Consider the following 14,364-nt stretch of genomic DNA (forward strand, 5'->3'; position numbering starts at 1 on the left):
CAACCCCCCCCCCCCCACTTTTCCTTACAAAAGGCGTTTAAAGCGGCTTTTTATCCCCCTCTAAAGGGGTGAGGTGAACACAGCCTTCGCCCAAACTGCTTCCCATCTGCGATAGGTTGGCCAGATTACAGCGGCTGTCTTTTGGGCATTTGCACTTCGCCTCATCCGCGCAGGTCCTACCCGCGCGTCCGCTCCCGCCGCCACTGCAGCGTTACCACGCCTCCCAGCGCGCCCAGGCAGAGGAGCAGTGCGCCCCACCGCCGCTCGTCGCCGGTGTTGGCGGTGTCCTCGCCGCTGTCGCGCCGCGCCACCTCGCTGTTTTTGGTGTAGCCGTCGGGGTAGACCGGGTCGGGGGTGTCAACGCCGATGGCGCCGCCGCCCTCCGGCCACCGGTCCCCTGCGGCGGGGGGCTCCTCCGGCCGGTCGTCGGGGGGATATCCCACCGCCGTGGCCGTGTTGCCGATGCCCTCGGTGAGGGCCTTCTCGTTGAGGGTGGCCTCGAACTCGACGACATACTCCTCCCCGCCGTAGAGGTCGCCCAGACACACCGTCAGGGTGTGCGCCTTTTCGTCGTAGCTGTAGTCGGCGGGGGCGCGCCGAACGCCGTCCGGCCCGACCACACAGAGGGTGTCCAGGTCGGGGGTCAACCCGGCGGGCAGCCGGTCCCGCACCCGGACATCGGCCCACAGGGACCCCGCCTTCCGGTTGCCGACGGCGATCCGGTAGCCGACCGCGTCGCCCACATAGAGCACCTCGCCCTCACCGGTCAGCCGCTGGGCAGTCTTTTCGATGTAGGGGTCGGGGGCCAGGGGCAGCACCGTCTCCTCGTCGCCGGGCGTCACCCCTTCGCTCCAAACGTCCTCCACCGGCTCGCCGTCGGCGTCGGTGCCCTGGACGAGGGCCATGTTGCGGATGCTGACCCCCCCTGTGGGGGAGACGGCCTTTTCGTTGACGGTGGCCACAAAGGTCACCGTGAAGGTCTGCTCGGCGAGGAGGGTGCCGGCCCGCACCGTCAGCGTGTTGGTGGCCTCGTCAAAGGCGACCCGCTGGTCCGCGTCGGGGCAGGGGGCGCCGTCCGGCCCCACCAGCCCTACGCTGTCCAAATCGATGGTCAGGCTGGCGGGCAGCCGGTCGGAGAGGACCACGTTGTCCCACTGGGAGTGGGCGGTCTTGTTCCTGGCAGTCAGGGTGTACTGCACCCTGTCTCCCACCGTGTTGGGGCCGTCGGGGTGGGTCAGGTTGGCCGCCGCCTTGACGATCTCCCGCTCGGCGGGTCGCAGGGGGATCAGCACGACCTCCACCCGGTGATTTCCCTCCAACTGGAGGAAGGCCACCCTGTCGCGGCCGCTTAAATCCCCGCGCAGCTGCCCGTCCACATACACCCGGGCGACGGTGTAGCGGGCGTCCACCACCCACTCCACCTGGGCGTCCGCCCCGGCGGCGTAGTGGGTCGTGGGGGTGATGGTGCCGATGCCGCCGGTGATCGCCGTCTCCACCCGGTAGAGGCTGTCGACCGGGTCGGGGGCGGTCTCGCCATCCCGCCGCAGCACCACCTTGACACGGTGGTCCCCGGCAATGGTGGTGAAGTCCATCCGTCCGCTCTGGGCCACGGCGTCGGTCTGCTCAACGCCGTCCACGTACACCCGGTCCACGACCCAGCCGGCGGCGGCCGACCAGTTCACCTGGTGGTCCGCCCCGCGGGAGAGGGTCGCCGTGGGGGTGATCTCCCCCTCCCCCACGATCTCCGTGTAGATGGTGAAGAGGGTCCTGTCCTTCTCCTCGTCGGCGGGCTGCGCCTCCAAAATCACCACGATGTGGTGGTCCTCGGCGATGTCGGCGAAGGTGTAGCCGCCCTGGTCCAGCAGGGCGTCCATCGCCCGGCCGTCCACCAGCACGGTCTTGACCCGATAGCCTGCGGCCGCCGTCCAGGCGACCGGGTAGCTGTCCCCGCTCTCAACCGCGCTGGAGCCGGTGATGGTCCCCGGCCCGCCGTAGAGGTCGGTGCGCACCCACAGGCTGTCCTCGGGGGCGGGCGGCTCGACGGCGCCCTGGGTAAAGACCACCGACACCCGGTGGTTTTGAGCGATGTCGGTGAAGCTGACCTGCCCGGCGGCCACCAGGTCGGGCCGCTCGATGCCGTCCACCGTGACCCGCAGCACCGACTCCCCGTCGGCGGGCTGCCAGGTGACAGTGTGGTCGGCGCCGGGTTCCACCCGGGCCGAGGCGCTCACGCTGCCCCCGCCCACACTGGCGGTGTCCACCCGGTAAAACGCCTCGTCTTCGGTCGGGGTCCCCTCCGCCTGCACCTGCACGAACAGGTAGTGGTCGCGGTCGATGTCGGCAAAGGTGAAGCTGCCGGCGCGCAACAGGTCGTCCCGGGTCTCCCCGTCCACGACGACTGCCGTCACCCGGTAGCCCGGGTTGGCCGACCAGGTGATGGTCCGCTCCTCCCCCCGCTGGATGTCCAGCTGGCTGTGGGTGATGCTTCCCGGTCCCCCGGTGAGCGCCGTCTCAATGCGGTACAGCTCGTCGGCCGCGGGGGCGTCGTCCCTCTGTAAAAACACCTGTACCATGCAGTCCTCGGTGATGTTCGTCAGCGTCACCCGGTTGTCGCTCACCGGCAGCTGGGTCACGATCGGGCCGCGGTAGCAGAGCACCTTTTGCACGGTGTGGCCGCTGCCGGGCGTCCACTCGACAGTGGCCGAATCGCTGGGGTTGACCACCTTGGAGGGGGTGATGCTGCCGGGCCCGCCCAAGATCTGGGTGTTGAGCAGCAATTGGTCCAGGGGGACCGCATCCGGCTCGCGGTAGATGACCTCCACGATCTGGTTTTGCTGGATGTCGGCAAACAGCCGCTCCACCGGCGGCGCGTCGGCGCTGGTGTGCTCGTCGTACACCGTGATGCCGTTGACGGTGATCTGGGACAGGATCCCGCTGCCGGTGGCGTTCCAGCGGACGGTGTAATCCTCCCCCTTGCGCACCGAGACAGAGGGGGTGATCTCCCCCGGGCCCCGCACAATGGTCTGCACGTAGGCGTACTGGCTCACCGTCCGCACCTCCACGGTGTGGTCGGCCGCCACCCCCTTAAAGGCGATGGAGTCGCTGTCCGACACCGGGTAGGCGTAGCCGTCCACCAGCACCTCGCTGACGCTGTATCCCGCCTCTGCCGACCAGGAGACAGTGTGGTCCGCCCCCGCCTCCACGATGCTGCTGGGGGTGAGGGTCACGTGGCTGTCGCCGGCCGTGGCGACGAGGTAGTTGTCCTTGACAGGGCGCTCGCCCACCGTAAAGGCGGCAAACGCCTCGTGGGCCCGGCTGTCAATGGGCAGGCTGTGCCTCCCGCCGAGCACCAGGTCGTCCCGCACCTGGCCGTCGATGAGCAGCAGCCGGGTGTAGTGGTCGGCCGCCGGCTGCCAGGTGAGCTGGGCCGACCCGTCATAGGGGTAGCGGCCGGCGCCGCCGACCGTCCCCTCGCCGTCCTTTGTAAAGGAGACCGGAAAGCGCAGGATGTCCGAGGCCGTCTCCGCATAGGCGATGCCCATGTTGTCGATGAGGAAGGAGGGGTAGTGGTTGCCCGAGTCGTCGACAAAGGTCCCCTCGATCCAGGCCTTGTTGGCGTAGGCTGTGTAGGTGCGGCTGCCCCGGGCGGTCCCCTCAAAGGACACCTCGAACTGGCCGCCGCTGACCACCGAGGTGCCGGCGCTGTTTTTAAAGACGACCTTGTTCCCCGACACCGAGCCGGTCAGCGCCGTCTTCCCGCCGGTGGGCGTCACGTAGTAGGCCGAGATGGTGCTGGCATCCACATCCATAAAGGCCGGCACCTCCACCGTGAGCACGGCGTTTTTGATGCCGATGTTCTTGCTGGAAGTCGAGGTGTTGCCGCAGACGACGCTGGCGCGCAGCCGGTCGCCGGGCTGGGCGTAGTCGCTGTGGGGGTCGTACCCCGCGTCGCTGGTGGCGTAGTGCTGGGTCAGGTTGGTGACCGTCAGGCCGGTGGTGAATTCGGGCACCACAATGTCCACCGCCAGCCCCAGCGCGCTCAAGAGGGTGGGGGCGCTGCTGGTGTTGGCCAGCATGGACACCGTCTTTTCGCCGCCCTGCAGGTTCATCCCCCCAGCGTTTTGGCTGTCGTTGATCTTCATGGTGGAGAAATCGGTGTTGTACAGGGTGAATGGACTGCCGCCGTTCACCTGGGCCACAGACAGGTAACTCTGGCTGTTCAGGGCATAGGCGTAGGCCGGCCCGGGGTTGGTGGTCAGCGCCTTTCCCAATTTGCTGATCTGGGCCGAGAAGAAGTAGTCGGCGCCCCGCAGCGGCGGCTGGGAGATCTTTTTCTGGGTGCCGTCTTTGTCGGTGTAGTAGCGCAGGGTCTGGCTGCTGTCGCCGATGTCGTAGCCGTCCATCGAGACCAGGAGTTCGCCGCTGGGCTTGACCTTGCCGCCGCCCTTGATGACCAGGCCGTTGCCCTGAATGGTCACGGTGGTGGTGGCGCCGTTGACGACCGACTCGCCGCCCAGCTTCAGCTTCATCATCCGCAGCGGCAGGGCGGGGTCCTCCTCCACCACGATCAGCTTCCAGGCCCCGAATAAATCCGCACCGTTGTTCCATATCCCGGCATTCATGTTGGTGTAGGGGATGTTGATGCCCGCATAGGTGCCGTATCCCTGGGCCTTGACAAAATCGGTCACGTCAAAGTAGCAGGAGGTGCGGCAGTTGTCGTTGTCGTAGTAAATCTTGCTGGGGTAGTACCGGTTGATGGCCCCCTTGGGCCCCTTCAGGCACATCCCGTACTGGGACAGGGGCGCCGCCCTATTGTTGACAGAGGTGGCGGTCTGGGTGGCGCACACCAGCAGGTAGGCCTTGACGACCTTGGTGTTCTCCCCCCGTTTTTCCAGCACGGCGGTGCTGGAATTTTTGTTGTTTGCCGCCAGCTTTCCCCCCACGGCGTTGGGCAGGGCGTAGCCGGCGGCGTTCTCGCCGGCCGTGTCGCCGTGCAGGGAGACGGCGAAGTTGTTGACGTTGTTGTACTTGCCCTGGGTGTTGCTGTTGCCCGCAATGTTGAACTGATAGGGCCCCACCAGGGTCACGTCGTCCATGGCATTTTGCACATAGGTGGCGCTGTTGGGGGTGCCGATCACACCGTTTACCGCCAGCGGCTCCGTCTGGGCCGCAAAGTGGTCGCACAGCTCGTCCAACTTCTGCTGCGCCGGCTGGCTCAATTTGTCCCTCTGTGCCTCGGGCAGCGCCTCCAGCCGCTCCACCAGCGCCATCAGCCGGTCGTAGACCTGGCGTTCGCTGTCGCTGGTCAGTTGGTCGGGAGCGGGCAGGGCGGCGATCTCCTCTTCAAGCGCCGCCAGCTCCTCGGCCGCCGGGTCGGAAGGGGGCGCTTCCACTCCCGCGGATGCCCCCGTGTATGCGCCGGTCTCGGTGGCCGGGCCCTCCTGTGCAAATCCCGTCAATAGGTTGCCGGCGAAAATCGCCGTCGCCAAGAGCAGGGCCATCACTCGGCCGCCCCACCTGGCGCCCCTTTTGTGCCGCAATCGCATGCTTTTCACATCTCCTTCTTCAGCTCCGTGTGGATGGGCGCTGGAAAAGTAAGGTTTTTCGTTCTGTGAAAAAAATGGGCATTAAAGACAAAAAAGTTGATTTGCTTTTCGCAAATCAACTAAAAAAAGCGGCATCATTTTTATTTTAAAGCGCGAATGGAAAATCTTACTAAACACTATCAACCATTCTACCATCTAACCCAAATATGTCAAGATTTTCTACCCAGCTCCCTGCCGCCGCCCGGGACTCCTCTCCTCCGGCGCCCGCAGCGATCCCCGCCCGTTCGCCCCTCACATCGTCGACGGCCGGCGGGAAGGGGCTCTTCTCACCCCTTCCCTTGCGGGTCGCGCGGCCACCCTTTCCCCCGCCCCGAGGGCGGCGGAGCAGTGGTGGCTTCACCCTTTTCTCCCCCTCTCCCCGCCAATCTCTAGCCAGGAGGGACCCTTTGCCTCAACGCGCCCCTCCCGCCCCAGAGCGCGTAGACGCCCCGTCCCTCCGCCCCAAAGGCGGTGGGGGCGGCTTCCTCCCCCGCAGAGGGCAGCGGGACAAGACCTCTTTCCCCCAGCGCCTGTAACGACCTCGACGATTTATCGCTCCCCGCGCCGAAGTCCGGCGGGGAGGAACCCCTTCCCTCAAAACGCCACCCCCCCACTCCGAGGTGTGCAGACCGCCCATTCCCCGTCCCGAGAAAACGGCGGGGCCGACCCCGCCCCTCGCAGGGGGCAGTGGACCAAGTCCTTTCCCCCGATACCTGTAGAGACTTTGTCTGTTCGTCCCCCTCTCCTCCCCAAAATCGGGCTAGAGGCCCTCTTTCCTCCAAACGCACGCCTCCCCCCAGGGCGTGCGGACGGCTCCTTCCCCCGTCCCGAGGGCGGCTGGGCGGGAACAGCCCTCTCCCCCGCAAGGAGCAGCAGGACAAGGCTCCCTCTCCCAGCGCCTGTAAATGTTCCAGCCTGTCCTCCCCCCTCTCCCCGCCAACGTCGGGCCAGGAGAGGGCCATTCCCCAGAGCCCACCCCACTCGGCCCAAACCCACAGGCCGCCCTGCCCCTGTCCCGAGGGCGGCGGGGCGGGAGCAGCCCTCTCCCCCGCAAGGAGCAGCGGGACAAGACTCCCTCTCCCCAGCGCCTGTAAATGTTCCAGCCTGTCCTCCCCCTCTCCCCGCCAGCGTCCGGCCAGGAGGGGGCCATTCCCTAGAGCGCAACCCTCCCAGCCCAAACCCGCAGGCCGCCCTGCCCCCGTCCCGAGGGCGGCGGGGTCAAGCCTCTCTTCCGCAGAGGGCAGCGAACAGAAAGCCGTCTCCCTCCAACAGGAAGGCTTCCGGCCGCCGGTCTCCCCTTCTCCCCTACGAAAAGAAGAGCGGGAGAGCCATCCGCTCTCCCGCTCTCTCTCAGCGCCCTTCTGCCAGTTCGATGGCTTCCTTCCCGCTCAGCCGCTCGACGCGCAGTTTCACCGCGCAGACCCGGTCGAAGAGCTGCTCGATCTCCCGCCGGCAGCCCTCCGGCCGTTGGGGGGAATACTCGGCCGCCAGCTGTTCCAGGGCGACCCGCTTCTCCCCCTCCTCCCGCAGCACCCGCGCCCCGCCAAAGGCGACGGCGCTGCGAAAACAGGTGGTGTACCCCTGGGGCACCCCCCGGTCCTGGTCGATGGCGCAAAAGGAGACCCGCTCCTCCCCGGCAATGGCGTCCAGCTTCTGTCAGACCGGGGCGCAGTGAAAGAAAACTCGTCCCCCGTCAAAGACATCGCTCAGGGGCACGGCGTAGGGGTAGCCGTCCTCCCTCGCCAGCACCCCGGCGCAAAACGGCCTCGCAGCCCTCTCTGGAAAGGGGCTGCCGCTGTCGGCGCATCTCCCGGGCCACCGCGCTCTACTCCCCTCTCTTCAGCCGCTTGGTGTCCTCTTCCACCTTTAGGATGGCGTCTTTAAAGCCGCCCACCACCACTGTCATGTTGGAGGCGATGATGGAGGCCAGGGGCTGGCCGCAGTTCTCCACCCGGTACCCCTCGATGTCCCGGTAGATGCCGTCCTCCCCCAGGTTGCAGGGCACCTTCTCTATGAGCTCCCGCCCGTCCGAGAGGAAGCAGTAGCAGCGGTAGCCCAGGCCAAAGCTCATCCCGCTCTCGAAGACGGTGCCGCTGTCGGGCTCGTGGCCGTGATAGGGGTTGAGGTTGGCGATGACCATGTTGCTGTTGCGGATGTGCAGCTGATCGCGGTCAAAGTAGAAGGCCGAGCGGGTGTAGACGTCTCTCATGTCCTCGGGCTCTTTGAGGCCGGGGGCCTCGTCGGGGGGGAAGATGCCCTCCACCCCGTGGTCCAGGGCAAAGGCCTTCATCCGGTCGCCCACCTCCCTGGCGTTTAAGAGGAAGCACTCGAACCCGGCCAGGTAGGCCCGGGGCAGCTCCCCCAGGGGCCAGGTGGACTTGGCGCGCAGGTCCTGCCGGGGGACGATGCGCTGGCCGCGGTCCTTGGCCTCTTCGATCAGGTCCATGACAATGGTCTTGAGGCAGTCCTCAAAATCGCCCTCCACGATCTTTGAGGGGACCATGTACATCAGGTTGCCGGCGGTGTGGGCGGTGGCGTAGCCCATCCCGTGCTCGTCGAGGATCTTCCCGTCGGGGCAGAGCTGGCCCACCGGGTAGCGGTGGATCACATCCCGCCGGTCGCGGGTGAAGCTGTAGAGCTTTTTGCCCCGGGCAAAGCCGACCCCCAGCTCAAAGATGGTGCCGCTCTCCGGCTCGCCGCCGCGAAAGAAGTTCACGTCCCCCACCACGATGTCGCAGTCGTCCAGGTAGTCGGGGGTGAGCTTGCGCAGGGGCTGCCTGCCGGTGGCCGGGTCGCAGTCGTCAAAGCCCATCTTCTCCTTGATGTTGGTGACCTCAAAGCCGTATTCCTCGGCCAGGTATTTCATGGTGAGCAGCTGGTGCTCGCCCCCGGGGTAAAAGCACTGGGGGCCGGTGATGTACAGGCGGGGTCTTCTCATAAAAAATGCCTCCCTTGTTTTCGTCCGCCCGCCGCGGCGGGCCGTCTCGTCGTCCAGTCCCAGAGTAACAGCCCGGCTGTCTCCCTGTCAATTGACGGCCCCGCCAATATCAAAACGGTTTTTTCGACAGAGTGCCGAAATGGGGCCCCATTTTTTGTCATCCCCTATAAAAGAGCCGCCTCTCCCCGCCGCTCGTACACCAGGTCGACGATGCCATTGTACCGCTCGGCCGACACCAGCCGCAGCGGGCGCTCGACCCCCAGCCCGCCAAAGAGGGAAATCCCCTCCCCCAGCAAAATCGGCAGCACCGAGATGCAGTAGCGGTCAATGCAGTCCGCCGCCGCCAGTTGGCGGGCCAGGTCGGCCCCGCCACAGACCCAGATGTCCCCATCCCCCCGCCGCCGCAGCCGCTGGATCAGCTGGGCCGGGGGTTCGTCGGTGAAGGTCACCTCCCCCTCTGCCGCCCGCGGCCGGCGGGTGAGCACGAAGCACACCTTCTCCGGGTAGGGCCACCGCCCGGGGGAGAGCTCCTCCACAATTTGGCGGTGGGTGCGGCCCCCCATCACCACCGCGCCCACCCCTCTGTAAAAATCGGGGTAGCTGCCCCCGCACCCGGGCTGCGACCCGTCCCCCGCCATCCAGCCCACCCCTCCAGCCCGGTCGGCGATATACCCGTCCAAACTCATGCCGATGTAGAGAACCACCCGTCTGTTCACGCCGTCTCCCCCTTTTTTGGGCCCCTGTGGGGCCCCTTTTCATGTATTTTAGCCATCCAGCCAAAAAAACACCGCCTTTTTCCCCTTTTTTCACAAAAGGGGTTTGACGTTTCCGCCCCGCTGTATTACAATGTAGGAGAAATAGCCAAAGACGATGATAGAGACAGTACGTTTGAAACAAACGCCACAGCGAGCCGGGGGGAGTGGGAGCCCGGCGCCAGTCGTTTCTCTCGGAACATCCCTCTAGAGTTGCAAGCTGAAAGGGCGACCGAGTAGGCTTCGCCGGTTTTCCGCCGTTATCGGGAACGCATATGTTGGTATGTTGCAATAGGTGGTACAGCGAAGCGCATTCGGCCTTCGTCCTGTTTTGCAGGGCGGGGGCTTTTTTGTCGGTTTGCGCGTTTCCATAGATTCACCTTTCGCAGCGCACGAAAGAAAGCATTGGAGGTTTTAGAAAGATGTACAACAAGGTGCCCACAGATCTCAACTTTGTGGAGCGGGAGAAGGACGTCGAGCAGTTCTGGGAAAGGGAACACATCTTTGAAAAGAGCGTCGACAGCCGCAAGGAGGGCGAGACCTACACCTTCTACGACGGCCCCCCCACCGCCAACGGCAAGCCCCACATCGGCCACGTGTTGACCCGGGTCATCAAGGACATGATCCCCCGCTACCGCACCATGAAGGGCTACATGGTCCCCCGCAAGGCCGGCTGGGACACCCACGGCCTGCCGGTGGAGCTGGAGGTGGAAAAGGAGCTGGGCCTGGACGGCAAGGAGCAGATCGAGGAGTACGGCCTCGAGCCCTTCCTCAAGCGCTGCAAGGAGAGCGTCTGGAAGTACAAGGGGATGTGGGAGGACTTCTCCGCCACCGTCGGCTTCTGGGCCGACATGGAGCACCCCTACGTCACCTACGACAACAACTTCATCGAGTCCGAGTGGTGGGCCCTCAAGCAGATTTGGGAGAAGGGGCTGCTCTACAAGGGCTTTAAGATCGTCCCCTACTGCCCCCGCTGCGGCACCCCCCTCTCCTCCCACGAGGTGGCCCAGGGCTACAAGGACGTGAAGGAGCGCTCGGCCATCGCCAAGTTCAAGGCCAAGGGGGAGGACGCCTATATCCTGGCCTGGACCACCACCCCCTGGACCCTCCCCTCCAACGTGGCCCTCTGCGTCCACCCCGACGAGGACTACGTCAAGGTGGAGAGCGGGGGGGAGCGCTACTACCTGGCCGCCGCCCTCTGTGAGAGCGTGCTGGGCGAGCAGGGCTACACCGTGCTCGAGCACTTCACCGGCCGGGAGCTGGAGTACAAGGAGTACGAGCCCCTCTTTGCCTTTGTGCAGCCCAAAGAGAAGTGCTGGTACGTCACCTGTGACGGCTACGTCACCCTCACCGACGGCACCGGCATCGTCCACATCGCCCCCGCCTTCGGCGAGGACGACGCCAACGTGGGCCGCAAGTACGGCCTGCCCTTTGTGCAGCTGGTGGACGGCAAGGGCCAGATGACCAAGGAGACCCTCTGGCCGGGGATGTTCTGCAAGGACGCCGACAAAGAGGTCCTCAAAAACCTGGAGGAGCGGGGCCTTCTCTTCTCCGCCCCCACCTTTGAGCACAGCTATCCTCACTGCTGGCGCTGCGACACCCCCCTCATCTACTACGCCCGCGACTCCTGGTTCATCAAGATGACCGCCGTCAAGGACGACTTGATCCGCAACAACGACACCATCAACTGGATCCCCGAGTCCATCGGCAAGGGCCGCTTCGGCGACTGGCTGGAAAACGTGCAGGACTGGGGCATCAGCCGCAACCGCTACTGGGGCACCCCCCTCAACATCTGGGAGTGCGAGTGCGGCCACCGGCACGCCGTCGGCAGCATTGAGGAGCTGCAAAGCCTCTCCCCCAACTGCCCGGAGGACATCGAGCTGCACCGCCCCTACATCGACGCGGTCACCATCACCTGCCCCCACTGCGGTGGGCAGATGAAGCGGGTGCCCGAGGTCATCGACTGCTGGTTCGACTCCGGCTCCATGCCCTTTGCCCAGCACCACTACCCGTTTGAGAACAAGGAGCTGTTCGAGCAGCAGTTCCCCGCCGACTTCATCTCCGAGGCGGTGGACCAGACCCGCGGGTGGTTCTACTCCCTGCTGGCCATCTCCACCCTGGTGTTCAACAAGGCCCCCTACAAAAACGTCATCGTCCTGGGCCATGTGCAGGACGAAAACGGCCAGAAGATGTCCAAGTCCAAGGGCAACGCGGTGGACCCCTTCGACGCGCTGGAGACCTACGGGGCCGACGCCATCCGCTGGTACTTCTACTCGAACTCCGCCCCCTGGCTGCCCAACCGCTTCCACGGCAAGGCCGTGCGGGAGGGGCAGCGCAAGTTCATGGGCACCCTCTGGAACACCTACGCCTTCTTCGTCCTCTACGCCGACATCGACCAGTTCGACCCCACCCAGCACGAGCTGGAGCCCGAAAAGCTCTCGGTGATGGACCGCTGGCTGCTCTCCAAACTCAACACCATGATCCGCACCGTGGACGAGAGCCTGCAAAACTACCGCATCCCCGAGGCCGCCCGCGCCCTGCAGGAGTTTGTGGACGACATGAGCAACTGGTATGTCCGCCGCAGCAGAGAGCGCTTCTGGGCCGTGGGGATGGGGCAGGACAAGGTGAACGCCTACATGACCCTCTACACCGCCCTGGTGAACTGCTGCAAGGCGGCCGCCCCCATGGTCCCCTTCATCACCGAGGAGATCTACCAAAACCTGGTGCGCACCGTGGACCGCTCGGCCCCCGAGAGCATCCACCTCTGCGACTTCCCGGCGGTGGACGGCTCCCTCATCGACAGCGAGTTGGAACGCAACATGGACCTGGTGCTGCAGATCGTGGTGCTGGGCCGCTCGGCCCGCAACGGCGCCGCCATCAAAAACCGGCAGCCCCTGCAAAACATGTTCGTGCAGGCCCCGGCCGCGCTGGAGGAGTACTACCGCCAGATCGTGGAGGAGGAGCTCAACTTGAAGGCCGTCACCTTTGTGGAGGACGCCAGCCGCTTCACCTCCTACACCTTCAAGCCCCAGCTCAAGACCCTGGGCCCCAAATACGGCAAGAAGCTGGGCGAGATCCGCACCGCCCTGGCCGGGCTGGACGGCTCCGCCGCCAAGGCCGAGCTGGACGCCAAGGGCGAGCTGAAGCTGGCCCTGGCTGACGGGGAGGTCGCCCTCACCGCCGATGACCTGCTCATCGAGACCAAGCAGACCGAGGGCTTTTATACCGTGCAGGACGGCGGCATCACCGTGGCCATCGACACCGCCCTCACCCCCGCACTCATCGAGGAAGGGTATGTCAGGGAGCTGGTGAGCAAGCTGCAGACCATGCGCAAAGAGGCCGACTTCAACGTGATGGACCACATCACCGTCACCCTGAAGGGCAGCGAGAAGCTGGCCGACATCGCCCGCAAAAACTGGGACGAGATCGCCTCCGACGTGCTGGCCGACGGCTTTGCCTGCGGCGAGCCCGAGGGGTACGCCAAGTCCTGGGACATCAACGGCGAGGCGGTGGAGCTGGGCGTGAAGCGGGTCTAGTCCCCTTCCCCCACCCACCTTGCCACCGAGAGAGGGGCGCTGCCTGCGGGCGGCGCCCCTCTTTCCGCTTCGGCCCTCGGTCCACCCGGACAATGTGGGAGAGGGGGCCTTCGCCGCCATGCGTCTCGCCCGCCTTCCCCTCCGCCCGCTCTGAAGGACTTTGGGCGGCCGCTTCGGCCGCGCGAGGGGGCTCCTATTTCTTTGTCCCCGCCCATCGCCTTCTATCCTCGCTCTTGCCCTTGCCTGTGCCCTGGCAGCCGCCTTCCCCGGCCACCGCCGACGCGCGGATGAATGCGGGGTATCCGGCAGCGATTGGGCCGTCTCGGGGATGGTCTCCCCCCCCTTCGCTCACAGCGCCCTCAAAAGGTCAGCCGGAGACATCCCCCCGGCGGCCTGGCCAGCAGCGGTCCATCGCCGGGCGGGTCCTCGGGCACCTTCGGCGCCGTTGCGGCGTGGAGATGACCGGCGCCCCCTCTTCTTGTCTGGGCGTCCCGCGTCCTGGGGGCCAAACTGCCCTTCTGGCAGATGGCCTGACCGGCGGCCTGGCCACCGGCCCCACCGCCCGGCCGGGCATCGGCACAAATCAAAAAAGGCGCTGCGGACAAATCTCCGCAGCGCCTTTTTGCTCGGCAGACAGGTCCTTCTACGCCCCCGCCTTCCGGCGGTCGTAGAGGACCTTGATGCCGTCGAGGATCAGGGTCTTGTCGATGGCGGTGAACCCCCGGTAGGCCTGGCTCACCGTTTTGGCCAGCCCGCCGGTGGCCACCACCCGGGCCTTCTGCCCCAACTGTTCCTCCAGCTTCTGGACGATGTTGTCCACCGCGCCGGCATAGCCGTAGATGATGCCGCTCTGCATGCTGGCGACGGTGGAGGTGCCGATGGCCTGCTCGGGGGGGACGATCTCCACCCGGGGCAGCTTGGCCGCCCGCTCCACCAGGGCGTCCATCGAGACCTTGAGCCCGGGGAAGATGGCCCCCCCCAGGTAGGCCCCGTCGGAAGTGACCACGTCGAAGGTGGTGGCGGTGCCGAAATCCACCACGATGAGGGGGCCGCCGTATTTGTGGTAGGCGGCCACCGCGGTCACCAGCCGGTCGGCCCCCACCTCGCCGGGGTTGCCGTAGCGGTTGTCGATCTCCACCGGCAGGTTCTCCCCCACCAGCAGGGGGGGCTTGTCGAAGTACTTTTTGATGGAGTTGATGACGGTGTAGTTGAGCTGGGGGACCACCGAGCTGATGACGATGTCCTCCACCCGGTGCCGGTCGAGCCCCCGCAGGAAGAAAAACTGGGTCACAAAGAGGCCCAGCTCGTCGGAGGTGACGGCCTTGTTGGTGGAGAGGCGGAAGGTGTGCGCCAACTTCTCCCCCTCGAAGATGCCAAACTCCATGTTGGTATTGCCGATGTCCACGACCAAGAGCATACGTCAGATCCCCCTGCTGTTTCGGTGTTGAAAGCCCCTTTAGTGTACGGCAAAACCGCCTGCCCGTCAAGAAAAAAGAGGGGATCGGACTGCCCTCTCCCCCGTCGCATCCGTCACCCTGTACAGATTGTAACCG

Annotated in this window: 6 protein-coding genes; 1 reads left to right on the forward strand and 5 read right to left on the reverse strand. The window is 65.6% G+C overall.

Annotated elements, in window-relative coordinates; all coding sequences use genetic code 11:
- Nucleotides 1-176 precede the first annotated feature (176 nt).
- From ACTNAU_RS04325 to ACTNAU_RS04340, 4 genes are all read right to left on the reverse strand, one after another.
- Nucleotides 177-5,501, reverse strand: a complete 5,325-nt coding sequence (locus tag ACTNAU_RS04325; RefSeq protein ID WP_441097729.1) for an isopeptide-forming domain-containing fimbrial protein — start codon at nucleotides 5,499-5,501, stop codon at nucleotides 177-179.
- A gap of 1,434 nt (nucleotides 5,502-6,935) precedes the next feature.
- Nucleotides 6,936-7,175: a pyridoxamine 5'-phosphate oxidase family protein gene (locus ACTNAU_RS04330; protein WP_441097682.1), complete on the reverse strand. Its 240-nt coding sequence runs from the start codon at nucleotides 7,173-7,175 to the stop codon at nucleotides 6,936-6,938.
- 235 nt (nucleotides 7,176-7,410) lie between these two features.
- Entirely contained in the window at nucleotides 7,411-8,523 is a 1,113-nt protein-coding gene (locus ACTNAU_RS04335) for a nucleoside 2-deoxyribosyltransferase (RefSeq protein WP_441097683.1), read from the reverse strand.
- Between the two features lie 164 nt (nucleotides 8,524-8,687).
- The gene (locus tag ACTNAU_RS04340) at nucleotides 8,688-9,239 is read right to left on the reverse strand and encodes a dihydrofolate reductase family protein (RefSeq protein ID WP_441097684.1); all 552 of its coding nucleotides are present in this window, start codon (nucleotides 9,237-9,239) and stop codon (nucleotides 8,688-8,690) included.
- Nucleotides 9,240-9,697: 458 nt separating this feature from the next.
- Between ACTNAU_RS04340 and ileS the strand changes: the two genes are divergently transcribed.
- On the forward strand, nucleotides 9,698-12,811 hold the full coding sequence (gene ileS, locus ACTNAU_RS04345) for an isoleucine--tRNA ligase (protein WP_441097685.1): 3,114 nt from the start codon (nucleotides 9,698-9,700) through the stop codon (nucleotides 12,809-12,811).
- Nucleotides 12,812-13,454: 643 nt separating this feature from the next.
- On the opposite strand, the gene ACTNAU_RS04350 is transcribed toward ileS, so the two are convergent.
- Nucleotides 13,455-14,228 carry a type III pantothenate kinase gene (locus ACTNAU_RS04350; protein ID WP_021658371.1) on the reverse strand — a complete coding sequence of 258 codons (774 nt, stop codon included), beginning with the start codon at nucleotides 14,226-14,228 and terminating at the stop codon, nucleotides 13,455-13,457.
- Between the last annotated feature and the right edge of the window lie 136 nt (nucleotides 14,229-14,364).

This window comes from Bittarella sp. HCP28S3_D9, assembly GCF_052065655.1.
Classification (GTDB): Bacteria; Bacillota; Clostridia; order Oscillospirales; family Ruminococcaceae; genus Bittarella; species Bittarella massiliensis.